23 protein-coding genes are annotated in these 25,220 nt (G+C 56.4%); 14 read left to right on the forward strand and 9 right to left on the reverse strand.

Going from position 1 to position 25,220, the window contains the following annotated elements:
* Positions 1–44: 44 nt before the first annotated feature.
* The 3 genes from Pla52o_RS05665 to Pla52o_RS05675 form a co-directional block, all read right to left on the reverse strand.
* Positions 45–884: an enoyl-ACP reductase FabI gene (locus Pla52o_RS05665; RefSeq protein ID WP_146593645.1), complete on the reverse strand. Its 840-nt coding sequence runs from the start codon at positions 882–884 to the stop codon at positions 45–47.
* 170 nt (positions 885–1,054) lie between these two features.
* The gene (locus tag Pla52o_RS05670; protein ID WP_146593646.1) at positions 1,055–1,483 is read right to left on the reverse strand and encodes a 3-hydroxyacyl-ACP dehydratase FabZ family protein; all 429 of its coding nucleotides are present in this window, start codon (positions 1,481–1,483) and stop codon (positions 1,055–1,057) included.
* A gap of 390 nt (positions 1,484–1,873) precedes the next feature.
* A complete protein-coding gene (locus tag Pla52o_RS05675) occupies positions 1,874–3,691 on the reverse strand; it encodes a phospho-sugar mutase (RefSeq protein ID WP_146593647.1) in 1,818 nt (605 codons plus the stop codon).
* 255 nt (positions 3,692–3,946) lie between these two features.
* Here Pla52o_RS05675 and glmM point away from each other — a divergent pair, with 255 nt between their 5' ends.
* Positions 3,947–5,299 carry a phosphoglucosamine mutase gene (gene glmM / locus Pla52o_RS05680; RefSeq protein ID WP_146593648.1) on the forward strand — a complete coding sequence of 451 codons (1,353 nt, stop codon included), beginning with the start codon at positions 3,947–3,949 and terminating at the stop codon, positions 5,297–5,299.
* Here the strand turns inward: glmM and Pla52o_RS27825 are convergent.
* Positions 5,293–5,514, reverse strand: a complete 222-nt coding sequence (locus Pla52o_RS27825) for a hypothetical protein (protein ID WP_390620837.1) — start codon at positions 5,512–5,514, stop codon at positions 5,293–5,295. The two genes, glmM and Pla52o_RS27825, sit on opposite strands and share 7 nt — an antisense overlap.
* Before the next feature lie 319 nt (positions 5,515–5,833).
* Between Pla52o_RS27825 and Pla52o_RS05690 the strand changes: the two genes are divergently transcribed.
* Positions 5,834–6,400 carry an OsmC family protein gene (locus tag Pla52o_RS05690; RefSeq protein ID WP_146593649.1) on the forward strand — a complete coding sequence of 189 codons (567 nt, stop codon included), beginning with the start codon at positions 5,834–5,836 and terminating at the stop codon, positions 6,398–6,400.
* Between the two features lie 215 nt (positions 6,401–6,615).
* On the opposite strand, the gene ispG is transcribed toward Pla52o_RS05690, so the two are convergent.
* The 3 genes from ispG to Pla52o_RS05705 all read right to left on the reverse strand — a co-directional run bounded on the left by ispG (position 6,616) and on the right by Pla52o_RS05705 (position 10,675).
* The gene (gene ispG, locus Pla52o_RS05695; RefSeq protein ID WP_146593650.1) at positions 6,616–7,752 is read right to left on the reverse strand and encodes a (E)-4-hydroxy-3-methylbut-2-enyl-diphosphate synthase; all 1,137 of its coding nucleotides are present in this window, start codon (positions 7,750–7,752) and stop codon (positions 6,616–6,618) included.
* Positions 7,753–7,807: 55 nt separating this feature from the next.
* The gene (locus Pla52o_RS05700) at positions 7,808–9,526 is read right to left on the reverse strand and encodes a hypothetical protein (RefSeq protein ID WP_146593651.1); all 1,719 of its coding nucleotides are present in this window, start codon (positions 9,524–9,526) and stop codon (positions 7,808–7,810) included.
* Between the two features lie 258 nt (positions 9,527–9,784).
* A complete protein-coding gene (locus tag Pla52o_RS05705; protein ID WP_146593652.1) occupies positions 9,785–10,675 on the reverse strand; it encodes a serine/threonine-protein kinase in 891 nt (296 codons plus the stop codon).
* Between the two features lie 670 nt (positions 10,676–11,345).
* On the opposite strand from Pla52o_RS05705, the gene Pla52o_RS05710 reads away from it, so the two are divergent.
* From Pla52o_RS05710 to Pla52o_RS05760, 12 genes are all read left to right on the forward strand, one after another.
* On the forward strand, positions 11,346–12,785 hold the full coding sequence (locus Pla52o_RS05710) for a Gfo/Idh/MocA family protein (RefSeq protein ID WP_146593653.1): 1,440 nt from the start codon (positions 11,346–11,348) through the stop codon (positions 12,783–12,785).
* A gap of 348 nt (positions 12,786–13,133) precedes the next feature.
* Positions 13,134–14,306 carry a GTPase family protein gene (locus Pla52o_RS05715; protein ID WP_197169027.1) on the forward strand — a complete coding sequence of 391 codons (1,173 nt, stop codon included), beginning with the start codon at positions 13,134–13,136 and terminating at the stop codon, positions 14,304–14,306.
* Positions 14,303–15,847 carry a GTPase family protein gene (locus tag Pla52o_RS05720; protein WP_146593655.1) on the forward strand — a complete coding sequence of 515 codons (1,545 nt, stop codon included), beginning with the start codon at positions 14,303–14,305 and terminating at the stop codon, positions 15,845–15,847. Before Pla52o_RS05715 ends, Pla52o_RS05720 begins: the two co-directional genes overlap by 4 nt.
* A 385-nt stretch (positions 15,848–16,232) precedes the next feature.
* Positions 16,233–16,799: an RNA polymerase sigma factor gene (locus Pla52o_RS05725; protein WP_146593656.1), complete on the forward strand. Its 567-nt coding sequence runs from the start codon at positions 16,233–16,235 to the stop codon at positions 16,797–16,799.
* Positions 16,792–17,226 (forward strand): hypothetical protein, encoded by a 435-nt coding sequence (locus Pla52o_RS05730; protein ID WP_146593657.1) that lies wholly within the window; start codon positions 16,792–16,794, stop codon positions 17,224–17,226. Before Pla52o_RS05725 ends, Pla52o_RS05730 begins: the two co-directional genes overlap by 8 nt.
* Positions 17,227–17,246: 20 nt before the next feature.
* The gene (locus tag Pla52o_RS26665; protein WP_197169028.1) at positions 17,247–18,215 is read left to right on the forward strand and encodes a hypothetical protein; all 969 of its coding nucleotides are present in this window, start codon (positions 17,247–17,249) and stop codon (positions 18,213–18,215) included.
* Positions 18,216–18,244: 29 nt separating this feature from the next.
* Positions 18,245–19,270 (forward strand): type II secretion system F family protein, encoded by a 1,026-nt coding sequence (locus Pla52o_RS05735; protein WP_231612126.1) that lies wholly within the window; start codon positions 18,245–18,247, stop codon positions 19,268–19,270.
* Complete coding sequence (locus Pla52o_RS05740) at positions 19,270–20,385, forward strand: type II secretion system F family protein (RefSeq protein ID WP_146593659.1); 1,116 nt, start codon at positions 19,270–19,272, stop codon at positions 20,383–20,385. Before Pla52o_RS05735 ends, Pla52o_RS05740 begins: the two co-directional genes overlap by 1 nt.
* Positions 20,385–20,798, forward strand: coding sequence for a prepilin-type N-terminal cleavage/methylation domain-containing protein (locus Pla52o_RS05745; RefSeq protein ID WP_146593660.1), 414 nt, complete (start codon positions 20,385–20,387; stop codon positions 20,796–20,798). The genes Pla52o_RS05740 and Pla52o_RS05745 overlap by 1 nt, the downstream gene beginning before the upstream one ends.
* Positions 20,795–21,328: a PulJ/GspJ family protein gene (locus Pla52o_RS05750; protein ID WP_146593661.1), complete on the forward strand. Its 534-nt coding sequence runs from the start codon at positions 20,795–20,797 to the stop codon at positions 21,326–21,328. Before Pla52o_RS05745 ends, Pla52o_RS05750 begins: the two co-directional genes overlap by 4 nt.
* Before the next feature lie 77 nt (positions 21,329–21,405).
* Positions 21,406–21,828: a hypothetical protein gene (locus Pla52o_RS05755; RefSeq protein ID WP_146593662.1), complete on the forward strand. Its 423-nt coding sequence runs from the start codon at positions 21,406–21,408 to the stop codon at positions 21,826–21,828.
* A 4-nt stretch (positions 21,829–21,832) separates the two neighbouring features.
* The gene (locus tag Pla52o_RS05760; protein WP_146593663.1) at positions 21,833–22,798 is read left to right on the forward strand and encodes a DUF1559 domain-containing protein; all 966 of its coding nucleotides are present in this window, start codon (positions 21,833–21,835) and stop codon (positions 22,796–22,798) included.
* 18 nt (positions 22,799–22,816) lie between these two features.
* Here Pla52o_RS05760 and tmk read toward each other — a convergent pair whose 3' ends face one another.
* Together tmk and Pla52o_RS05770 are read right to left on the reverse strand one after the other, a co-directional pair.
* Positions 22,817–23,437, reverse strand: a complete 621-nt coding sequence (gene tmk, locus Pla52o_RS05765; RefSeq protein WP_146593664.1) for a dTMP kinase — start codon at positions 23,435–23,437, stop codon at positions 22,817–22,819.
* 183 nt (positions 23,438–23,620) lie between these two features.
* Positions 23,621–25,198: a phytoene desaturase family protein gene (locus Pla52o_RS05770; RefSeq protein ID WP_146593665.1), complete on the reverse strand. Its 1,578-nt coding sequence runs from the start codon at positions 25,196–25,198 to the stop codon at positions 23,621–23,623.
* Positions 25,199–25,220 lie beyond the last annotated feature (22 nt).

Genomic DNA, 25,220 nt, shown 5'->3' on the forward strand with positions numbered 1-25,220 from the left:
GAAATGGCACAGGGTAAATCTGGCGACGCGATGCCACCGTCATGCTAATCAATATCTTGGGCTGTGACAGCGCTGACAATGTCGGCATCGAAATAATTGATTTCCATCGCGGCATCGACGACGAGCGATTGGGCGGCGATACCACTGCTGCGCGGGCTCAACAAAAAGGCGGCGGTGTTGGCGACTTCGTCCGTGGTGATCGCGCGGCGACGTGGGATCACTTTCTCGGCGTACAGGTAGGAGTCGACATAGCCGGGAATTCCAGCCGACGCGCTCGTTTTCAACAGCCCGGCGGAAACGGCGTTGAATCGCACCTCGCTGAAACGGCTAAACGATTTCGTCAAAAACGCCAGCGATGACTCGAGCGCCGCCTTGATGGGAGCCATGAAGCCGTAGCTCTCGCTCGCCATCCGTGTCGTACTGATGCCAATCGTGACGACCGAAGCGTCTTTGGCAAAGCGATCGCGAAGTGCATTGCAAACACTGATCAACGAGTAAGCCGAAATATCGACAGCCTGCAAGAATTGTCGACGCGTGGTTTCGTGGAACGGACGAATACCCTCGGGGTAATCCGCAAAGGCGATGGAATGAACCAAGCCATCGATTGTAATGCCATCCGCGACGAGTTGAGCGGCGAGTTGGTCGATCTGGGCTTGATCTTCGACGTCGCAAACCAAGACGGTTTCGCCGTGAAGCAATTTTGCCAAACTTTCTTTTCGCGATTCACTGCGCACACTGTAGATCACGTTCGCCCCAGCACCACGAAGTACCTTGGCGATCGCAAAGGCCACGCTCTTTTTATTGGCCACCCCCATGATCAATATGGTCTTGTTGCGCAGAGACAAAAAATCCGCGACGGCGTCGTTTGAATCAGTCGAATTCACAGTGATTCTCGGAGGGAGGGTGAGAATGAATTGGGGAGAACGTTGCAAACAGGTTGCCGCTCGCCGAGTGGAGCGAGGTCAATCCGTTCAGAGCCGTTGCGTTTGAAATCGAGGCAGTGGATGGGGCGGCAGTGGATGGGGGCCATTGCTGGCTCCGTGGCGTGTCCCTATTATCCGGGTTGGGCCACGGTACAGGCAAAGTTCAATCGCGCCGTGAGCTTTCCCTCTAGCAGCATCTTTCCCGTCATGAAGAATGCATTACTGACCTGTTCGTCCAACGTGGCGTGAATTTCGACGGTATCGCCGGGGCGAACCATTTTCTTGAATTTGACGTTGTCGAGTCGCGTTGCCACGGGGACCGCCCCTGGGGCCATCTCAGCGATCTCCGCCAACAGAATCGCGCCGGCTTGCAAACAGCACTCGCATTGAATCACGCCGGGAACAATCGGATGCCCCGGGAAATGGCCTTGCACAAAGAACTCGTCTTCGTGGAACGTTTTACGGCAAACGATCTGGGTCTCGGTACGTGAAACGATTTCATCGACCAAACGCATTGGCTTGCGATGCGGAATCAGGCTCTCAATTTGTTCGATTGTCATGAAGAATCGTAGTGTTTAGATCCAATAGCGGAAATCGCAGCGACGTCGGACATTCGCTGTCATGGCGCCTCGGCCGTTGAGGGGGACCGGAACCGGCAAGCCCAAGGCTGCCCTGCCGAACGACAGAATACCAGCGAAAGCCGGGGCAAAGTAGCCCCATACTCGCGGCCGACTCGGCACCGTTGCTCCCCCGCAATTCGCTTGACGCAACTGGGGGGGAATTGGGCGCCATTAGGAATGGGATGCCACCGGGATTGGGACGCGTCCAGATTGGGACGCGCCGGGATTGGGACGCGCCGGGATTCGCGTTTCAAACTCTGGGCGATCTCGAAAGGACGCTTTTGAAACGGCAGTTTAGAGCACGAGTCCAGAGCAAGCGGGCCACGCCGCTTAGCCGTTCACTTGGGCAAACGCCCGCATGTCCTGTTCGATCCCTTGCAGACGCCGAGCGATCGTATCGGCGGCGGCATCCAAATCGAGCGACTCGGCGGGGGAGACTCGTGTGAAGACGTATAGTTTGATCTTCGGCTCGGTTCCGCTGGGCCGCGCCGCGACGTAGTTTCCTTCCTCATCCAAATCCAGGATGATCAACTCGCCGTGAGGTCCCTCGAGCGGTTTCGAATCGCCGCTGTTGGCATCGGTACAGGTTTGGTTTGAGTAGTCTCGGATTTGCGAAACCGCGATTCCGGCGAGCGACTTTGGCGGGGTTTCGCGAAATGCTTTCATCAGCCGCTGCATCGCTGCCATGCCTTCGCTGCCTTCCATGACCAAATTGATGAGCGTCTCTTTATGAAAGCCATGTTTGCGATGCAGGTTGGCAAGATGCGTATGCAACGAGATCCCTTGGGCCTTCATTTCGGCGGCCAATTCGCTCATCAACATACAAGCGACCGCGCCATCTTTGTCTCGCGCATATTGGCCGACCAAGTAGCCGTGGGACTCTTCGGTTCCGAACACGAAGTTATCGGGACCTTCGCGATCGATGACTTCGGCGATGTACTTGAAACCGACCAACAGATCACCAACGCAGCGGACGGAATAGCTTTCAGCAATCCGGCGAATCAGCTCGCTCGTGACAAGCGTCTTGACGACGTAATGAGCTGGCGACAACGTTCCCGCTGCCTGGCGTTTGCTGAGGATGAAGTCGGTGAGCAACGCCCCGATTTGATTTCCATCAAAGGTCGCCCACTCGCCTGCCGGATCGGTCGTCAGCGGCGCGGCGACCCCCAGCCGGTCGCAATCGGGATCGGTCGCTAAAATTAGATCGAAATTCGCTCCTTGGGCGTATTCGATTGGGGCGGCAAAAACCGCTTTGTTTTCGGGATTGGAGACGTGCCCGGGGACGTTGGGAAAGTCGCCACTGGGTTCTTTGTGAGGCCCGTAGACTTCGACATCCTTGAATCCGTCGCGTGCCAATAGCGGCATGACGGCGGCGGTTCCCACGCCGTGCAGTGGCGAATACAAGATTCTGGCATCGCGTGGTCCCGCAAACGCTTGTGCCGCAGCGGCCTCCAAAAACGCTTGGTCGATCTCTTCGGTCACCACTTCGACCCGGCCGTCGGCCAACGCCTCGGCGAACGGAGTGACCTTGATTTCTTGGCACGACATCACCCGTTCGATGATCGCCTTGTCATGCGGCGGCAATACTTGGGCGCCGCTTGACCAATAGACTTTCACGGCATTGTCGCTAGGTGGATTGTGGCTGGCCGTAACCATGATTCCACAATCACATTTCTTGTAGCGAACCGCGAACGACAATTGGGGCGTCGCGCGGTAATCGTCGAGCAAGTAGACCTTAAAGCCGGCGGCCACCATGATTCCGGCGCACAATTCAGTGAAGTGTCGCGATTGGTGCCGCGTGTCATAGGCGATCGCACAAGAGAGTTGCCCGCTACGGCCTTCGCGTTTTGCATACTCGAGGACATAGTTGGCGAGTCCTTGAGCGCTTTCGCCAATCGTCCGGTCGTTGATCGCGTTGGACCCGATCGGGTACATCCGGCCTCGACGCCCACCGGTTCCAAATGGAATGATCGTCCAGAATACGTCGTCAAGCTTTTGCCACTGGCCGTCGCGGATATGCTGGGCAACTTGGTCGCGATAGGGAGCATAGCGTTCTTCGGTTAACCATGACCGGATGTGGCCAGCCGCGGAGTTGCTAATTTTTGAGTCGCGTGCGGCGGAATCAACAGCGGATAAAAGTTCTTGCACGAATCGCTCCGGAAAGTATCAGTAGTCAAACGGGGAAGGCGAGATGCCGAGTGTGCTTTACAATCGACAAACGAATTGGCAAAGCACGCCTTAGATCGCTACGAGGTAGGAATCAGGCCCATTGAGTGTGCCCAGCAACCTTGATCGACTCGCTGGTTGTGATTCTATTTGTTTTCCGGGCTTACTGGCAACGTGGGGCGTCAAAATCGAGCCTCATTCTCTTTCTCGAACATTCACTCCGAACGAACTATCCTCATGAGCGATCTTATCATTAGTGTCAGCGGACTTCGTGGTATCGTGGGCACTTCCTTGACTCCGGAGGTTGCCGTTCGCTTTGTTGCTGCGTTCGCGTCAAAGTTGCCCGCGGGCCCGATCATTGTGGCCCGCGATGGGCGTGGTAGCGGTCGGATGCTGAAGCAGGCGATTATCGCGTCGCTGACCGCGTGTGGCCGCGATTGTCTGGACGCCGATGTGGCGGCAACGCCCACGGTGGGAGTGCTTGTTGGCGAGCGAAACGCCGCGGGCGCGGTTCAGATTTCCGCCAGCCATAATCCGCCGCCTTACAACGGGATCAAGCTTTTTGGCCCCGACGGACGTGTGCTCGACGCGGTGAGGGGAGCTTCGATTCGAGACGCCTACTTCGCCGGTGAAGCCGCTTGGTGTGCGTTTGACCAGATTGGCAGCGCCACGCTCGAAGCCGATCCCCACTCGGCGCACCTCGATAAGGTGCTCGCGACCGTCAATGTTGATGCAATCGCTAAGGCGAAACATCGTGTGTTGTTGGACAGCAACCACGGCGCGGGCGGCTTACTCGGCAAGCGGCTTTTAGAGGCATTGGGCTGTGAAGCGGTGATCGTAGGAGACGAACCGGACGGGAATTTTGCGCATGTGCCTGAACCCACGGCTGAAAACTTGACCGAGATCGCCGCCCAGGTTCGCAAGCACCAATGTAGCGTCGGCTTCTGTCAAGATCCTGACGCGGACCGCTTGGCTTTGGTCGACGGTGAAGGCCGCTATATTGGCGAAGAGTACACGTTGGCGTTGTGCATTAAACACGCGATGAGTCATGCAGCGACACGTGGAAGCATCGTGATTAACGGCGCGACCAGCGGCATGAGTGAACGATTGGCGGCCGCCGCCGACGTTGAATCCTTTCGCAGCAGTGTGGGCGAAGCGAATGTGGCTGACATGATGATCGCGACGCAGGCGAAATACGGCGGCGAAGGAAACGGCGGCCCGATCGATCCACGCGTCGGCTACGTCCGGGACAGCTTTGTCGGGATGGCCCAAGTTTTGGACTTGATGACCGCGACCGGACAAAGCTTGGCCGAATTGGCCGACGGATTGCCAAAGCTGCATATTCACAAATCCAAAGCAGAGGTCTCGGCCGAGAAATTGCCCGAGCTGTTCGAGGCCTTGATTGCGTTACATGACGATGCCTCAGCCAGCACCGGTGACGGATTGCGTTTAGCATGGGCCGACAAATGGTTGTTGGTGCGAGGTAGTAACACCGAGCCAATCGTGCGTTTGATCGCGGAAGCTGAAACCGAAGCGGAAGCGAAATCATTGTGTGATACCGCCGCGGCCAAGTTGGCCGAGATTCAATAGATCTTTGCGACGGGCGATTGACCGCACGCGCCGAGCCGCGTGCGATGAAGCATTGAGAATTGGGAGAATTCGTGCCGCCCGCCCATTCTGCCGTCCCCGCCGCAGTTAAATGCACTCGCCGCGCGACGGTCGATCTTGCAACGCACGCGACGAATGTACTCGCGTTGTTCCAGCAACTTGAGCATCGCTGGCACCGTGTTTCCGTCCGAAGCCATGTGGTCACTGAGTTCCGACTGCGTGATCCCATCTTCCTGCTGCCAGCAGCGACAGCAACGCAAATTGGTCAGCCGTTACATCGAATCGGGCGAAATTTGCTTGAGCCACCCGATGCATCGTCAGGTAAGCTCGTCGCAATTCGCATTGGGATGGATTCTGCAATGGTCATTTGTCATGTGTTCGTTCGTGAACAGGGTGTTCCGACGACGTCAAACTTGTCAGCAATCTTGGCCGTCCCACTTGAAACGTTACTACGTCCACGTGCTAATGGAGAGGAGATCGCTTGATAGCCCCTCTAATTGAACTGGAAACCCGTCCATGGCGTCACAAGAATCTGCCACGCCCATCGTCCGCAAAATCGAAGAAGCCTCCGATCCCGATGAGCATGGATCCAGTCTGAAGCCCGTTCAGAAGCGAGAAGTCGTATTGCGATTGGAGGCCGAATCGCTGGACAACATGCGGAAGCGGGCAACAGTTCGAGTTGATCAACCCAAAGGCAGCACCTTCGAAATCATCTGCGACGAAGGCCCGTACTTAGGCGGCGACGATTCCGCGCCACCGCCACTGGCCTACTACAGTGCCAGCATCGCGTTCTGTCTGTTAACTCAGCTTTCACGCTACGCGAAGGTCAAGAAACTGAATATCAGCAGCATGAAGCTTGCCCAGGAAACGCGATTCACGATGGAAGGATCCGTTATCAAAGGAACGCTAGAGGGCCGAGGCGTCGAAGTTGTCACTCATCTGGACATCGAATCTGACGAACCTGAAGAAGTGATTCGGCAGATGATCGAAGTCGGAAAAAACAGCTGTTTCATCCACCAGTCGATCATGAATCCAGTGCCATCAACGATTCAAGCAAAGGTCAACGGACAGCTATTGAGTTGATCGTGAGCTTTGCGAGCTCATGCGGAAAGCAACAAGAGGGTGCAAACGGAATTCCGCGTGGAAAGCGGCCAAAACCCTACCCTTAGTCGCAACTGCTTTTTGTGGACGCAACCAGGGATGGGCGATGGGGGCATTGCCGTGGGCCGCGTCCTTGCGAACGCAGCGACGGTTTGAATCCCACGTCATTTTTCAAAAGGCGCTCACGCGAGCGCCAGCTAGCTTTTGCTTGCGATCAAATTGTCGAGCTCTTGCTTTAACTTTGGCAGAATTTCGTCGTAGCCAAAGGCTCCCAACGCTTCGGTGCCCCGTTTGAGGTTGACCTTTGCCGGGCCACACCATAATCCGAGGTCGGCGTCGTCGGTTTCACCCGGCCCGTTGACTCGGCAACCCATCACGGCGATCGTAATCGCATAATCCTTCGCATATTCGGTCATCTCCTTGACGCTGGCGGCCAATTCGATGAACGCTTCGTTTTCGACGCGCGAACAACTGGGGCAACTGATGATATTCAGCGACGTGTCGTCAAAGACGACGACGCTTCGCACGCGGCCGCTGTAGATGTCCTCGACGATCGAATGTCCTGCGTCGATTTCTTCGGGCTTGCGATCGTTGGGAAGCGTCAACGAAACACGCACGGTGTCGCCGATGCCTTTGCCGATCAATTGCTCAAACGCGATGCGTGTTTTGACGATACCGTCGGGTGGCATCCCGGCTTCGGTGACGCCTAAATGCAACGGCACATCGGGACGAAGTGCCGCGAATCGTTTGTTGACTTCGATGACTTTGCGGGGATCGCTGTCTTTGAGCGAAACGACGTATCGCGTGAAGCCTAGCGAATCGACAAGCTCGCAATGTTCCCGAGCGCTTTCGATCATGGGCGTGATCGAATCGGCGGGGTCGTACATCTCTTTTTTGGCGGGATCCATGCTGCCACAGTTGACCCCAATGCGAATGGCACAGTCATGCTCTTTCGCTTGGTCGATGATAAAACGTACTTTGTCTTGCCACGGTTTATCACGTTGATGGTGATAGAGGTGACCGGGGTTGTAGCGGATCTTGTCGACAAACGGCGCGACCTTTTCAGCGAGCCGGAAGTTCTCTTGCAAATCGACGGCCAAATTGGCGGTCGTTTGTTTGCGAATTTCTGCGAGCGCCTCAGCATCTTTGTCACTATCGACCGCGATGCGAACGACGCCGGCACCTTGCGCTCGTAACGCCTCGGCCTGGGCGACGGTGGCATCGATGTTTTGAGTCTTCGTCGCGGTCATGCTTTGCACCGCGATCGGATGATTGGCTCCGACCGTGATCGAGCCGATCACGACAGGGCGAGTGGGGTTGCGTTGAATCGTCATCTATTTTGTTATCAGCAGTGAAGCAATGGGAAGTGGGGTCGACGCGGCTTGAGCACTAGCGTTCCAGTAGTGCCGCTCCCAACTGAGCCACAAACGGCACCATCTCGCGATGCGCCCGCTGCATCGACTCGGCCGATCGTGTGGGGATTCCGTTTCGTTGTAAATCGGTGATCTCGCGACTCAATTGTTCCCAGCCATCCATCAAATGACTTGCCTCACGTTGGAGTTCGCCGAAATCGGCTCGTGCGGACAACTGGGAATGGAGTCGCTTGGCGTGAATATAGAAGTCTTTGGAGCCATCGACCAGGGATTCACGTCGCGGTTGTGAGCTGATATAGCGACTAAACCGCTGGATATCGGCGTCGAGATATGCCGCTTCTCCCTCGAGCGACGCGGCGGCTTGGACTAAATTCGCTAAGTCGACGGGGGCTCCGCCAGCAGCGGAAACGTTCAGTGCGACGCGCAATTGTTCGCAAAGTTTATCGATTTCAAAGATCACGCCGTTGGCCAGCGTCCCCATTTGCAAGAACGAGTCTCGCAGCGAGTTCCAATCGCGATCGACGGTCTTAAAGATCGACGCCAATTCACTCACTGGTGCACTTCGGGCCGTCGCGGTTTGCAATTGACGACTTTGGTCATATAGACGTCGACTCGACTCCATCACGCGGATTTGATCGGTCGGTCGCAACGTCCCCATCGCGCGGAGTGTCAGTTGATCGAGCAGATTGCTAATGTTTGATTCCAAACGCAGCGAGGCGGCGCGCACGTCGACCGCCGTCGTCGGCGGCGGTATCCAAAGCAACGCGTAGGTCTGGTTCCCGACGTCGCGAATGCGGTCCAGGCGGCGATGCAGATGCCGGTCATCGATCGCCGAAATACGGCGGCCGAGGGAACTCCACTGGCCAACAAACTCGCTAAAACGCGAAACGACATCCTCGTAGCTGCCCCCGGCCACGTGCTCCGCTTGGCTCAACAATTTTTGTTGTAACAAACGGCAATCATGCGTCAGTTCTTCGGCCTGTTTACTTGGAATCGAGGCCAATTGAAGGTCGTCGATCAGTGTTTCCATACAGGTCGAACCGACGATCATCAAATCGCGCAACCGCGATCGATCAAATTGGGGGCCCATTTGCAGTTGTCGCTCCATCGCGGACACCAATTGGTCGCCGCGGCGAATCGAACGTTGGCAGGCTTCGTCGAGTTGATCCAGCGAACGCAGACTGAACGACAATTGTCGCCAACGAGTGTCCAGTTCTGCGTAAGCCGGCACGATGGGTTGCAGCGACGCGAGTTGGTCACAACTTTGAATCAAGGTCCGCGCGTCCGCGGAAATCCGATAGGCCTGAGGGAGCAGCGGTCGAAGGTTCGGATTCCTCGCGGAGTGTTCACGCAGATCGACGACCAAACGTTCCATCGTGACGTAGAAATCAACCAACTGTTGAGCAAAATCGGCGGCTTCACGGCTGCGCACGTTGATCGTGGGCACCTGAGCTCGAGCGATTGTCGGGTTGCCGTTGGGAAGGGGCGAAGGCGCGATGGGCACATTCGTCGGCCGGGCGGCATTGCCCGGCGGCCGAGGAGGCGGTTGCTGCGGACGCGTCGATCGCTCCTTTTGCTGCTCTCGTTCGAGTTGAGCTTCGGCGATCGTGCGAAACAGACTCTCAATCAATTCGCCCCGTTGCGCCCATCCGGTTTGTGGGAACAGCCACAACGTAGCCATGATCAAGCCAACGGTTGCCGAGCGACAAAACAGGGGGCGGTGGTACGGTGACATAAAAAATCCAGCGAAAAGAGCCAAACGGAGTCTTTGGATTGTAGCGCAATCGGCTCCAAAAGCCCAGTCGACGAGCGTTCTTTCCCCTCGGAAACATTGCCACAGTGCATGCAAAGTGGAGCCGAATTCGCGTGATTTTAGCGTGCTGCGGGCCGCCGTGGTTGCCCGCGTCAGGTCGCATCTCGGTTGGGGGGCGACGACGACAATCCCCCCACGCGGCCGGTTTCGAACGCTCCTGCCTTCGAGCGAGGGCTGGCGTTACGCGACTCGACGATGGCTGATTCGTGACGTCGTTTCCGAACGACCCGTTTGCGTCACGCTGCGGTCGCTTAACGGAAAGCGAATCCGGCGGACCGCATTTTGCATCGCAATCGCATCGCGAAAGCGGCGTTTGGGCGAGGGATCAATCGCCTTGCGAATCAAAGCGACAAACTCACTCGACAATCCGCGGCGAAGCTTTTGGTATCCCGGCAAGGGAGCTTCGAATGGATAATCGGGCAGCTCGCCTGAGAACAAGCGGTACAGCACCAAACCGAGCGAGAACACGTCGCTGCGGAAATCAGGATGCCCCATCGCTTGTTCTGGGGCCATGTAGCCGAGGGTTCCCGATGCCGACACGTGCTTGCCGGTGCGTTGCACGCGAGCCAAGCCAAAGTCGGTCAAGCGAACGATTTGATTTGGGAACAGAATGAAATTCTCGGGTTTGATGTCGCGGTGCAGGACGCGATGCTCGTGTGCGTATGACACCGCGTCAATCATTTGCAGCGCATAGTCGACCGCGTTGGCGCGAGCGATGCGGCGGCTGAACCGATCCAACAACGTTTCCTCCCCCATCGGGAACACCATCACAAAATGTCCCTCGACGAAGCGAGCATCTCGTAAGGTCAAAATCCCAGGATGGTTTAACATTGCCATGATCCGCACTTCACGTTGCAGATCGTCAACCGATTGCGGATTCGAGACATATCGGCTGTCAGGAATTTTCAACGCCACGCGGCGATCTTCGATCGTGTCGTGAGCGGCATAAACGGTCGCGAAGCCTCCTTCGCCCAACCGCCGGACGATTCGGTATTTGTCCAAGCGACTGCCGATGCGCAGCGTCTTGGGAACGCCCGATTCCTCGCTGAATAATTTTAACGACGATGCCACGGGCGTCCTTTCATGCAAAGCGGGGGGGCGTAAGTTTTAACGTCGCGCGATTGCCGATTTCTCGGCAATTCGTCGCCCGCAACGTCAGCGAGGGCCTGAGTCAAGCGTGATTCTCCCTTGCTAACGCGTCGGGTTCCAAAAAACACGCCACTCCAAAACGCGTAAGCTAGGCTGCGAGCCGGGACGTGTGACCGATCGAGCTCAAAACCGATCAAGTCCAGGTTGGCTGCTTAGACTACGCGTAAAATGCTCTACTTCGATTCCATTGCCAGCGAGCCAAGGCTCCGTGGCCAGCGGAAAAAACGGGGGGCAATCGCGAGCCCCCTTGGACGCGGTCCCCGTTGGGATCGTTGGCCGCTCGAAACCTTTTTTCTGAGCGGCAATGGAGGGTCATCCCTTGCCGTTAGCGAAGACTTCCTCGTCCACTAATTGAGATCATCGTCATGACCTAGGCATCTGGCACAATAATCCCGACCCCCATTGACCCTACTTTCTAACTGACGGCCACCGTAGCCCCGTTATTCGGCACAGTTTCGCCAGACCCCCTACTGTTCCATTCGCAACGCAGTCGAAGTGATACAATGAAAGCAGCCGCTCGATTCGGCAAACTTCTCTGGCAGGAACGGACTGCGACCTGCCCTCATTCTCCACCCCGTTCGAAGACAGACTCATGCAATTCAATCGACGCCAAACCTTAATCGCAGGCCTTGCCGCTGGAGTGACGACGGCAATCGCCCCTCAAACGCTACGGGCTGCCAACGCCAACGACGAGATCAATCTCGGCTTCATCTCTTGTGGCGGTCGCGCCGGCGCATTGATGGGGCAATTCAGCAAAGTGCCGGGCGTCAATATTGCCGGACTGTGCGACCCCGACGCCAAGCGACTCGGGCTTGCCAAAGAGCGTTTCCCCAAGGCACAAGGTTGGGCTGATCTTCGTGACTTGATCGCGAGCGATTCGATCGATGCAATTGTCGTGGCCACCTGTAATCATTGGCACTGCTTGGCCGCGATCTGGGCGATGGAAGCGGGCAAGGACGTTTATGTCGAAAAACCCTTGTCGCACAGCCAATGGGAAGGCCGACAAACGGTCGCCGCCGCGCGTAAGTACAATCGCATTTGTCAAATCGGAACCCAACAGCGTTCGGATCCGATGCAGGCGGAGATCAAGGAATTCCTGCACGGAGAAAAGGCTCTCGGTGAGATCACCTCGGCTCGGGTGAACCGATACGGGATCCGACCCTCGATCGGCAAACGCGACACGCCATTGGAGATCGATAAAAATCTAGCGTACGACCTGTGGCTCGGACCGGCGCAAGACGAACCGATTTATCGCAACGCACTGCACTACGATTGGCACTGGGATTGGAATACCGGTTCAGGCGAAATGGGCAACTGGGGCGTTCACGTTCTCGATGATTGTCGCAACAACGTTTTCCAAGACTCGATCGCGCTACCGAAACGAATCGTGGGTGGCGGGGGACGCGTGGCATTGAACGACGCCGGCAACACGCCGAATGTCCATTTTGCGTATTTTGATACCGGTTCGATCCCGGTGGTGATCGGGTTATCTAACTTGCCTTCGGCACCGGGTGCCAAACGCAGTCCCCGACACCCGGGACCGAGCAGCGGCTACGTCGCGTATTGCGAAGGCGGTCGGTACGAGGGGCAACGCGGTGGCGGAACCGCCTATGATGAGCAAGGCAAAGTGATGAAGAAGTTCAAAGGCAACAACGGCGACGTGCTTCATCAAGCTAACTTCATCGACGCCGTGCGTACGCGTGATCGCGATTCGTTGAACGCGGAGATCGAAGTCGGTAACGACAGCACCGGTTGGTGCAACCTTGCCAACGTCGCTTTTCGCTCTGGGGAAAATTATACCGCGGCGGCTGCGGCGGAACTTGACTCCCCGCTCTGGAAATCGTTGCTCGCCGAAATGGACACCCACTTGGCCGCACACGGGATTGCGATGCAAGGCGACCAAATCAAACTGAGCCCGATGCTCGAACTCGATCCTGGGACCGAGCAATTTGTGGGCGATCATGCGGCCGCGGGTAACGCGCTGCTGAAACGCCAATACCGCAAGGGTTACGAAGTCCCAGATTTGAGCTAGTTTAAAGGCGGGCGTATCGATGATGGGTTTGGGGGCGCGGGTGAGACGCCGCGCTAGTTTGGCCACGCTGGTTTACCATGCTGGTTTACCACGCTGGTTTGATCGTGTGGGGGCGAGACGCCTGCGCACCGTTTAGCCCAATCCCCCCTGAATGACACTGGATCCCCGGGACGAGACGGGCTTAGTGCGTCATGGAGGATCGGCGACTGCCATGTCGCCTTTGCCCATCCGCGGTGCGGTCAAATTCCCCCTTCGCATCCCTGATCGAACGTGGTCGCCAATTCCGTTACAATTCGCGAGAACCGTTGTCCCTTTTTCCCCGCACGCACCCGAATGGACGCGGCCCGAATGTCACTGGCACGATGGAATTGGCGTCGCTCGCAGCCGAGCAACGACGCGGACTATGAAAAGCAGATTCAGGAACTGCGTGAAAAAACGCCGGCGCCGGCGATTTGGTTGTTTGGCAAAACGGGCAGTGGCAAAAGTTCGGTGGTTCGCTTTTTGACCGGCGCCGAGGCCGCGACGATCGGCGAAGGCTATCGCCCGGAGACACGGACATCACGGCGATTCGATTTTCCCGACTCGCTCGAACCCTTGATGTCGTTTCTCGACACGCGTGGATTGGCCGAAGCCGACTATGATCCGAGCGAAGACATCGCGACGTTCTCCGAATCCACTCAATTAATGATCATGACGGTTCGCGTCACCGACCAAGCACTGAGTCGTGTGATCGAGCCGCTCCGACGGATTCGCAAAGCGTCTCCCGATCGGCCGATCATGTTGGTGTTGACGTGTCTGCATGAAGCGACCGGAGATCGCGATTTGTCGGACGGGCCGGATCCCTTTGTGCCCGACCGTGACGGCGAAGCGAGCAACGCGATCCCCGATTCGTTGCAGGCGATGATCGACCACAAGGTCCAACAATTCCATGGCTTATACGACCTCGTGATCCCCGTTGATTTGACGCAGTTGGAAGACGGATTTGCGAATCCCGATTTCGGCGGCGACCGACTCAAGCATGCCATCCTCGAGCAATTGCCGCATGCGTATCGGCAAGCGATCCTAACGCTCAATGAGGGAGAGTCCGACAGCACGAGCGCACGACAACAACGATCGCGATGGCAAGTCCTCGCATCGAGTGCGTTGGCGGGTACCGCGGGTGCGGTGCCGGTTCCCTGGGTCGACATTCCTGTCGTGCTTGGCATTCAAACGCATTTAGCCATGAAAATTGCCAAGATCTACGATCAAGAGATCACCCCCGCCCGTTGGGCTGCGCTCAGCAGTGCCGCTGGGACCCGCATCGCGGCGCGATTGGCAATGCGTGGCGCCTTGAAATTCATTCCCTGGGTCGGCATGGCTGCCAGTGCGGCGACTTCGTTCGCGTTCACCTATGCGCTGGGCATGTCATGGGATTGGTACTTCGCCGATTTACGCCAAGGAAATGTCCCCACCGCCGAACAGCTCAAGGAGATCTTTGCCGAGGAACTTAAACGCGGACACCAGTTGTGGAGAGCCCAATGAATTGGATGCGTGGCTTCAGTCTGCGATTCGTCGTGCTGTTCTTACTATGGACGTTGCCGGTACTTTGCTACATCGTGATCGGATCGGTTGCCATTTATCAAACCGGTTGGTTTTACAAGATCGTTTGGTTTTTGCCGGCGATGTGGGGATCGGCATGGATGATCGGAAAGATCTGGACGCCTCCGAAAGTGAACCGCACGTTCGAAGACAAGCCGCTGACGGCGCCCGCGTTTTGGACTCCCCAAGACAGTTCGGCGATTCAAATCGTGGAAACGTATCGCCGCGAGGTCGAGGACATCGACCAGAACTCGATCCTCGATTTCAATCGCTACATGGGTGATGCCCAAATTTTGGCGGAGCGTTTAGCCAAACATTATCACGACAAGAGCGGCGAGGATTTTTTTCACCCTTTGACGTTGGTGGAAATTTTGGCGGTGATTCATTTGGCGGTCGAGGATCTCGAAGCCTGGGTGATCAGCTCGGTGCCCGGCAGCGGGCTCGCCACGATCGGGCACATGAAGCGTTTGCCCAAAGTCGTCGACGCGTTTGATGTTATCCAGAAAGTCGTCTACGTTGGCTCGGCGCTACTGAACCCCGCGAAGATGCTCGCCTATCCGTTGTGGCGTAAATCGGCCAACGTCACGGTCGAACTCCAAAAGGAACTCGTACGCGGCTTCTACCAAAAATTCCTCGGCCAGCTTGGCTATTATTTGATCGAAATGTATAGCGGCCGACTGCGACGTGGGTCTCGCCAATATCGCTTGGAGTTTTCCGAGATGGCGAGCGTCGCTCACGTGTTCGATCGCGACAGCACCTCGATCAAAGATTTGCGTGACCTGTCCACGACCGTTGCGGTGATGGGGCAAGTCAAAGCAGGCAAGTCGAGCTTAGTCAACGCGTTACTTGGAAATCAAGTTACGACGACCAGTGCCTTTCCGCAAACGCGCCGGATCACACGTCATCAATACACGTTGCCGGGATCAAGTAACCAAATCACCCTGCTCGATACTCCCGGCTACGACGAAGCCGATGTCAGTCGTGCTCAATTGCGAGAGATCCGAGTGGCTGCGGAAGCCGCCGACATTGTGCTGTTAGTGATGGCAGCGAACGTCTCCTCCCGCGATGCGGACCGACAAATGTTAGAACAGCTAGCCAGTGTTTACGAGGCAAAACGCAGCCTGAAGCCTCCCGCGGTCATCGCCGTGCTGACTCACATCGATTTGCTTCGTCCGGTGCGCGAGTGGGAACCCCCTTATGATTGGCGACAACCTCACACCTTAAAAGAGGAGTCGATGGCCGCGGCAGTTCAGTACGTTGACGAATTGTTCGGCGATGCGATCTCGGGCTATGCCTGTGTCTACACCGGCGACACCCATCGCAGTGATCCAACCTCGCTCGATGACGTGGTTTCTGAAATGGTCGCTCATCTTGATCAAGGTCACGGGGCAGCGATTCTGAAGGCGTTCTATCAAAAGTTGAGCCGGGACCGTTTGTCCAACCTTAAAAAACAGGTGCTCAAGCTGATAAAAACGGTGCGTTAGGTTAAGAAATCGGCTGTTTCAGCAATGAAGATCGTTCGCTAATGGGGCGAGTGCCACGCTTTAGAGTGGCGTGTTCGTCATCGCTCGACGCGTTTTTCATAACCCGAAGGCTTTCATGACCCGAAGGCGTTGGTTTTGAAGTTGCGTATTTGTCGTTTTCTTTGCAAGTCATAACCCGAAGCGTTAGCGAGGGACTGCGTCAAAAGCGATATTCCCTCGCTTACTCGTCGGGTTGATGATACGCAGGAAAAGCTGCAATAACGCCAATTGCGAAATGCCGCTTCAGGGGGGAAATTGCCCCGAGGCCTCTCCAATACCCAAAAACTTTCCAAAATCATCGTGGAAGATTAGACAAATTCGCTGTCACCGCGCATCCTAACGCGTGATGGCTACCTACGATTCCTTTTCCGAACACGTCCGCCTCTGTGCGGTGCGGATTACCGAAAGCAGTGCTCCGGCATTGTCGGGGTTGTATGATCTGACCAGCACGCGGTTGGTGCGGTATGCCACCACCATTACTCGTCATCAACACGATGGCGAAGACGCGGTGCAGGCCGCGCTTGTGCAAGTCGCGTTGGAGCCCGAAAAATTGGCTCTGGCCGACGCGCCTTGGGGGTACTTGTTGAGGATGGTTCGTAACGAATCGCTGCTGATTCTAAGACGAAAAAAACGATGGTCGCTGGTCGGCAGCCTGTCGGATCTTTTGACGCGTCATTTCGTCGACAAAATGGAAACCGAGGATCAGCATCGCGCCGTATGGGCGGCGATGCGCACCTTGCCAGCCGAGCAAAGCGAAGTGGTGGTGTTGAAAATTTGGGAAGGGATGACGTTTGCCCAAATCGCCTCGGTGCTGGAAATTACGCCGTCGACGGCCGCCAGCCGATACCGTTACGCGATCGAAAAATTGTCCGTTAAGCTACATGCCTGCGACACGGAGGTGACTCATGACTGACTCCCCCCGCGATGGGAACGAGGATCACTTCTACGATCAGCCCGAGCTCGGCGATGGGTTTCAAAACGGTGACGACTTTCAGTTCACGGAGCAGATGATTCAAGCGGCAGGTGACTTTATTTGTCCCCGTGACGATCATCGACCGCGCACGCTAGAAACGGCTCGCCGAGAATGTGACGACTCGCTGTTGGAGCGGCGTGTGGGCGGATTCTTTGTCGCTGCGATTTTGTTGCTCTCGATGGCGTCCCCGGTCGCGGATTTGATTCGCGAGTATCCATCGCGATCGCCCGATAATTTGTCATCCGAGATACAGCAAAAAGCATCGGAGCTTTCACGACATTCCGGCATCGGCCCCCAATGGGCTACGTTTGAAGTGTTCAGCCAACTTCGGCAATCACAAGCGAGTCGTCTTCAACCACCGCAATAACTCTCGTGGTGATAGCCCCAATGTCCATGTCTGCCCTCGATCAAATCATCGCATTCAACGAGCAATTGGTACTCGTCGCTGCAACCGGGTTGCCAATCGATCTGGACCAGGACGGCGCGGGACAAGCGGTTGAAGAAACCACATCGCAATTCGCTGCACGCATGGGATTGCGTGTTGCTCGAGGAGAATCGGTGCGTCAAGCGATCGATAACGACATCGAGATTTCGCCTCGCTATCGTCAAGCATTGATCTCGTTATTGACCACGGGCGATACGGCCGTCGCATGGGAAGTCGCCAGCGGTTCGGCCTGCTCCGAACGCAACTTGAAACGGAATGTCGGCCAGTGGTTGTTTCAAACCGCAATTTTAGTCGTGCTAACTCTGATCGCGTTCCTCTTCACGCTGAACTTTACCAGCCCCAAGTTGGAGGCGTTCTACGATGAGATGTGGCTTGAGAAGAGCCGCACGTTGGATGGGTTGGTTACCATTCGCCACGGGTTGCCGATTGCGTTGCCGGTGATCGCGATTGGATTCGGCTTGGGATGGATCGCATGGACGCGTTACGGCAACCGGCTGCGATGGGCCCGCATCCCGGGCGGAACGAAGTATGCGCACATGGAAAAAAACGCGGTGATCGCCGGCCAATTGGCTGGCTTGATGGAACACGGAATTTCCCCTTCCGAAAGCCTAGCGGTGTGCGGCTTCGCGAATCCAGTCGCCGATACGGATGTCCCTCCCGAGCGGATGACCGTAGAGTCCTTGCCTCCATTGTTGCGTTGGGCAATCACAGGCACGAGCCACAGCGAATCACGGTCCGCTGTGTTGCGGCATATCGCTGGAATGTATCGCCAGAAAGCCGACCGCTACGCGACGCGTTGGCGGTATGTGGTCCCTGCGATTTTAACGGCCGCGGTCGGTGGCATCGTGGTGCTGCTCTATGCGTTAGCACTCTTCCTGCCCTGGGTCGGATTTCTCGAAACGCTCTCCTAAACCAACTCGGATGCAAACACCGAACCATGATGCAACGCGTTCCTACTTCCGATTCCGCGATCCTCAAGCATGTCGAGCGGATGTTAGCGCATCGCAGCGAGTGGATGCCGGCCTTGACGGCGTTGGCCGAAGAGATGCCGCCCGGTCGTAGTCGTCGGGAACTCAGTTCGCTATTGCAGCAATTAAAGCGGGATCCTTCGGCGTGCGACTTGATGGCGGACCCCGTCACCGCAGTTTGGATCACTTATCTGGGAGCCGCGACGGACTCTCATCCCAGCGCTGCAAAGTTGGCCGACGCGATCGGCTATACCAACGCGGAATCGGATGCTCGATTGCAACGACGGAATGCTTGGTTTTACCCGCTCGTGGCAATTGTGATTGCGACGATCGTCTTGGCATTTATCTCGTTGACCGTCGTCCCCGTATTCCACCGCATGTTCGAGGAGTTTGGCATTACGTTGCCTGCCTCGACCCGCTTGTTAGTTGGATTGAGCGACACGCTAACGACAAATCCAATGGGCTGTTTACTGGCGACCGTCACTGCAACGATCACGCTTTTCGGGCTCTATTGGGGTTGGACCCGATACTCGTTGACCACCCGCATTTTTGGACGCATGGCTGCGGGAAATTCAGCGAGCGTCGGTGTGATGGCAAAGTTAACGGCCCAGATGGCGGAGTTACTCGATATGGGGGCCAGCGTGCCGGAAGCACTTTGGTTTGCGGGGCGGGGGTGTGGTGATCGACACTTTCGTGAGGTCGCGATGTGGTTAGCCCAGCACGCCGCGGAAACATCGACGCCGTTGGATCACTCGTCGTACGCGGTGCAATTACCGGGTAACGTCATTTATGCGTTGTCGGCCGGTAGCCATGGGCAACCAAACACCACCCTGCTGCGCGAGCTTTCAGCGATGTATCGCGAACGAGTCCGTCAACGAACCAATTGGACCAGTGGCATCTTCTCTCAATTCGCGATCATCGGCGTCGCCTTGGTCGTCGCGTTTGTGATGTTCGCGTTGTTCATGCCGCTGATTCAACTCGTGACGGGGTTATCGTAATGATCGACGAAGGGTTCACCGCGATTTTGCAATGGGGAAGACGTTGGAAGACCACGCCGTGGTGGCCCAGCGACACACCGGATGCATGCCAGCAATCGTTGTTGCGACTTTTGTCGGTCGCCATTTCAGAGCGCCTCGATGTGGCGTTGATGGTACAGAATTTTGCGTGCGAGCAGCGTGGACGCTTTCGTCGGCGATTGCAACGAATGGCTAAGCGACTCGCCGAAGGGATGTCGTTGATTGACGCCTTGGAACAGACCCCAGACGTGCTGAGGGATGACACCGTATTGGCGATTCGTTTTGCGACTCAAAACGGAACACTCCCCAAAACTTTGCGACGTTTGGCGTTAGAAAGCGATGATTCACGCGGCCGACGGCAAACCTACCTTCGTCAATTGCTTGTTTATCTGTCGCTGCTCGCATTCGTTTCGACGTTGGTCCTTGCGATGCTACTGTTCAATACGTTCCCGATGCTGCAAAAGGTTGCTGAGGAAACGAATCTCAGCGGCGCTCCCCAGAGTTTGCCAGCGTCGTTCGTGTTGTTGCAGTCGTTCGGCACTGTGTTAGGCAACGCGTCCCCTTGGATCGCCCTTGTTTTCGTGCTTGCGATCGTCGTGATCAAGACGCCATTGGCGGGGATGATCCGCCGCAGTTTTCGCCGCCGCTTTCCCATCTCGATCGCGGCAGATCGAAATGCCGAGCTGTTAATTCTATTGGCGGATAATGCCGATGCGGGGCGTTCGCTCTCCAGTGGTCTGTCCACTTTGGCGAGATACCACTTCGATTCACGCATGCGTCATCGTCTATTGTTGGTTCGCAATGAGGTGGAACAGGGAGCCGACGCTTGGGACAGTATGGCTGCGGCTGATCTGATCACCGAGCGTGAAGCCAAGGCAATCGCAAGTCTTGATTCGGCCTCGTCGATCGCTTGGACATTGCGGCGATTGGGCCTCTGGAAAGCAGATCGTTTAGATCGACGTGATGACAAGCTGATCGCACTGATCCATCCCACTTTCGTGTTCATCGCCGCAGCGGTCGTCACGCTGATGGGCGTGGCGTTCTTTCAATTGATGACTCAGGTCATGTCGTTCGCTTCTCACCCAGGAATCCGTTGATGAACATCGTGCATTGGCGTCGCCCGCGCCGAAGGCGACGAAACGGCGCCACGTTGATCGAATTGATGGTGTCGGCAACGCTGCTGGCGAGCGGCGTTGGCATCGTCGCTCCGTTATCGGTTCGCTGCGGGCGGCTGTGGCAACAAACACGTCACCACCAATTGGCGTTGGACGAATTGTCAAACCAAATGGATCGGCTGACTCGGCTGCCGGCGGGGGAGATCGCCACGGCCTTGGATTCAATCGAGGTTTCGCAAGCCGCTCAAACGATGTTGGCAGAGGTCGCGATGGAAGGGAGGATTTTACGTGCAACAAGCGAAGCCCGTTTGCAGTTGTCGATCGATTGGAAACGCCGCGGCAATCCCCCACCGTTGACGTTGGTCGGATGGATCGAATCGGAGGACCCCGAATGATGCGTCGGATGTTTGGACATACGTTGGTCGAATTGGTGGTGTCGATGGCCGCTGGCACAACCTTGATGGTGCTCGCTTTGGGGCTGGTCCACGAATCGATGACGATGTCGGCGCTCAGCAAGGAGCGAGCCAGTCACGATCGCAACTCGCAGCGTTTGGTCGATCAGTTTCGTGCCGACGTCCATCGCTGTGAAACGATCGAATGTGACTCCAATGGTTGCCGGTTAACGCTGGCCAACAACCATACGGTCGAATACTCGATTCAAGATGCGTTGGTGATTCGCAACGAGAGCCGCAAAAAGCAACGCGATTGGCGTGAACCGTACTCGATGGCGAAGTCCTATCGCGTTGCAATGTCGGTCGTGGATACCGCGGACGAAGCGCTGCTGGAAATCCGCTTTTCCCCTGCCCAAACCGGATACGAATCGAGAGTCGATCGTCGAGTCACTGCCACCATCGGTCGCCGGAAACTCATGCGTCAAACGAGTCCAGCGGAAACCGACTCGGATCGTAGCGAGGAGTCACCATGAAGTTGAATGTTTCCAATTCGCAGAGGCGTGAGACTCAAGCATGCCTTCACCCACGGCGCGACTCACGGTGTGGCACGGTGCTGATTTGCACTTTGGTTTGTTTGCTGGTGGCTTCGAGTCTGGTTCTCGTCAATGTTGCCACGGCGGTGCGAGCGCAGCGTGAGATCCGTCAACGACACCAAGTTTTGCAGACGGAATGGTTGCTCGAGGCTGGAATCCGACGGGCCGTCAAAAGCATCGAAGCTTCCGCCGGCTATGCAGGCGAGACTTGGATTCCTGAGCCGGAGTCGCTCGAGTTCGCCGAGGCTCAAGTCACGATCCGCGTCGAGCGACTCGAGCGTGATGAAGACGAGGACTTCGATTGGCACGAAGTCACCGCAGTCGCTACCTTGTGTCGCTCGGTCGCCACCCCTGCGATGCGGATCGCCACCCGTACCCAGAAGAGCGACACGCTAGAAGTTTCAACGTCCAAACCTTCGCCAATCACCGATAACGAGTAAAACCATGAAAACCACGACAAAACAAACGCTCGCTCATGAGTGCGTACGGCGTCCGGAAACGCCGCTCTACGTTGATCGTTCTCATCCGACGAGACGATTTCACGGCGGGTTCACCTTGGTAGAATTATTGGTTGTGATCGCGATCATCGGCGTTTTAATCGGATTGCTATTACCCGCGGTCCAGGCGGCGCGCGAGGCGGCACGGCGATCGGCATGTTTGAATAACATGATGCAACTCGGGCTGGCCGTGCATCATCATGACTTTAGCCACGAACGGTTGCCCGCCGGAGTGATTAGCGAGCAAGGCCCGATCCGCAACGAACCGATCGGGCAACACGTCAGTTGGACGGTGCAGATTTTGCCATTCCTTGAACAACACGCACTGTTTGAACATTTTGATTTGAAAGCGGGCGTTTATGCGGCCGCGAATGCTCCGGTCCGGGTCAGTCGCGTGCCTACATTCAATTGTCCCTCCTTTCCTTGGAGGGAATCCGAAGTCACGGTTCCGGTGGACAACCAGCGGGGCGATACGCCCTTCGCGATTTCGAATTACGCTGGCTGTTACAGTTCCACCGAAACTCCGATCGACACCGACAATGACGGATTGTTGTTCCTGAATAGCCGCATCCGATACAGCGACATGTTTGATGGGAGTTCTCAGACCATCCTGATCGGAGAAATGCTCCCCGATCGCAACTCGCTCGGTTGGTGTTCGGGGACACGTGCGACGCTGCGAAACACCGGTTCGCCGATCGAGGCTTTCAGCTATCACAATGACCCCGCGGAATCACTGGAACCGCCAGTGGGCTCCTTGGAGGTGGGCGGATTTGGAAGCGCTCATACGGGCGGTGCTAATTTTGGATATGCCGACGGCTCGACTCGGTTTCTTTCGATGACGATTGATCCCGAATTGTTTGCCCAATTGGGAAACCGTGCCGATGGTGAGATTTTAAAGAATGAAGCTTGGTAGAGCGGCAGTCGTCGCGAACTAAAGCACGCTCTGAACACGCGAGATAACATTCTCGGCGATCTCGTCCGGCGTGGGGGTACAATCGACCACTTCGACTTCAGCACATTGAGTCGCCATGTGGTGAAATGATTTGCGAATCTCGGTCAACGCGTCTTCTTGTTCAAACTCGTTTGGCACGTCGCCTCGATGTTCGGAGATTCGTTGCAAGGCGACGTCGACCGGCAAATCGAAAAACAACGCCAAGTCGGGAGCCGGGAACTCCCCACGCATCTCGGACAATAGCGATCCGGTATCGGCCCCTCGCAGTCCTTGGTAGGCCACGGTGGAGTAGAAGTAACGGTCGACGACGACCACGTTTCCTTTCGCCAATGCGGGCTGGATCAACGTTGCCACATGTTCGCGACGGTCTTCAATGAACGCGTTCAATTCGTCTTCTGCCGACAATCGGCCTGTCGTGGCACTAGCGCGAATCATTTTTCCCCAGCGACCGTCGGTCGGTTCACGCGACTGAGTCACTTCGTAGCCCTGACTTCGCAACCATACACACAATCGATCGACTTGCGTCGATTTTCCGGCACCATCGATGCCGTCGATCACAATAAAAACGCCGCGAGCAGCACGAGCAGAAAGATCAGTCATAGATACGAACGGTTAGCGATGAAAGAAATATGAAACGATGATTCTGACGTCTGAAACCAAAGCTGACAAACGGGGGTCGGCCTCAGCCATGCTTGCCGGAGTAGTTGAGGAGCGATTGTCGATCGCTCGCAGCAGGCGTCTGAGGATGTCGTGAGAGGATTTGAGTTGCGATTCAGTGCGAAATCAACGCCTTTGAGCGTGCTTCACATCCTCGTCGAGTGCATCGGCCGCGATCCAGCCACTCATCAAGACCATTGGCATCCCAGGGCCTGGGTGAGCTGCGCCGCCCGCCAAATACAAACCTGCGATATCACGTCGCCGGTTGGCCGGTTTGAACGCGCCAAGATATTTCCCATGACTGGCCAAACCATAAATTGCACCATTGAGAACGCGATAACGATGGTGGATGTCCTCGGGCGTGAGGGCCGACTCATAAACGATCGCATCGCGGATATGGTCCAAGCCTGCGGCCGATTCCAACTTGTCTAAAATCGTCTCGCGATAGGACGCGAACATCGTGTGCCAATTGTGGTTGGGGCGGAGGTAGGGGGTGTGGACCAGCACATACAATGCTTCGCATCCATGCGGAGCAACACCCGGTTCGCTGATCGCCGGAGCACAGACGTAGGCTGAGGGGTCGGGCGCGGGTTCGCCTTTGCGATAGATAAAGTCGAATTCTTGTTCTGGGTCGCGTGAAAAGACAAAATTATGATGCAACAGTTGCTCGTAGCGTCGATTAAGTCCCAGGTACAGAACCACGCCGCTGCATGCGGGTTCGTGTTTCTGTGATTTTTCAAAACGGTGCGAGGGCACCGTACCGGCCAGCAGTTCGCGATAGGTTCGCACTGCGTCGCAGTTACTAACGATTGCGTCACAGTGAATCGTCTCGCCGCCCGCGGTCACGACACCGCTAACTTGCGGCCTCCCTTTCCCGTTGGGCTGCGACGTGGTGATCCGCATCACGTCGGTACCGGTGTGGATTTCAACGCCAAGTTCATGAGCCAGCTTTAAGAGGGCTTCGGGGATCGCCCGCGTGCCGCCGATCGGGTACCAAATGCCTTCATCGGTTTGCATGTGCGCGATCCCGCATAATACGGCCGGTGACGCCGCCGGTGACGAACCCACATATTGAGTGAAGTGATCCATCATTTGCGCAACGCGGTCGTCGGCGACGTGCGAACGAACCACCGAAGCGACGCTTTTTCCCATGCGCAGCGACATCACATCTTTTAAAACGGCGGCTGAAAAGGCCCCTCCGATTTGCATGGTGTCACGCAATCCACCGACGCTCCGCCAGAAAAAGAAGCGATCCGAGACGCGATGTAGTTGCTCGCTGATCTCCATGAACCGCCGATATCCCTGAGCGTCGGTTTCGGAGTCGGTGAAGTGACCGATCTTGGAGGCCATCGCATCGACATCCGCGACCAGGTCGAGCACGTGCTGATCACCGGCACTTTCTTGTTCGAAGAAACACCGCCATTGGGGATCCAACGGAACCATCGAAACGTAGTCGTCCAGATCGCGACCTGCTTCCGTAAAGATACGCCGGAGAACACTTGGCAGGGTCAAAATCGTCGGCCCCATATCGAATCGGTAGCCTTGCGCGTTCAATACCGCGGCTTTGCCACCGACCCAATCGTTTTTTTCCAATATGGTCACAGCGTGACCGCGTGCGGCCAGCACACAGGCAGCGCCGAGCCCGGCTAAGCCACCCCCTACGACGATCACTTTCTTGGTCGTTGTATTTGAATCGCTCATCATCCCGACTTTCTTGATTCTGCCA

The sequence above is a fragment of the Novipirellula galeiformis genome (assembly GCF_007860095.1).
In the GTDB taxonomy this organism is placed as follows: Bacteria; Planctomycetota; Planctomycetia; order Pirellulales; family Pirellulaceae; genus Novipirellula; species Novipirellula galeiformis.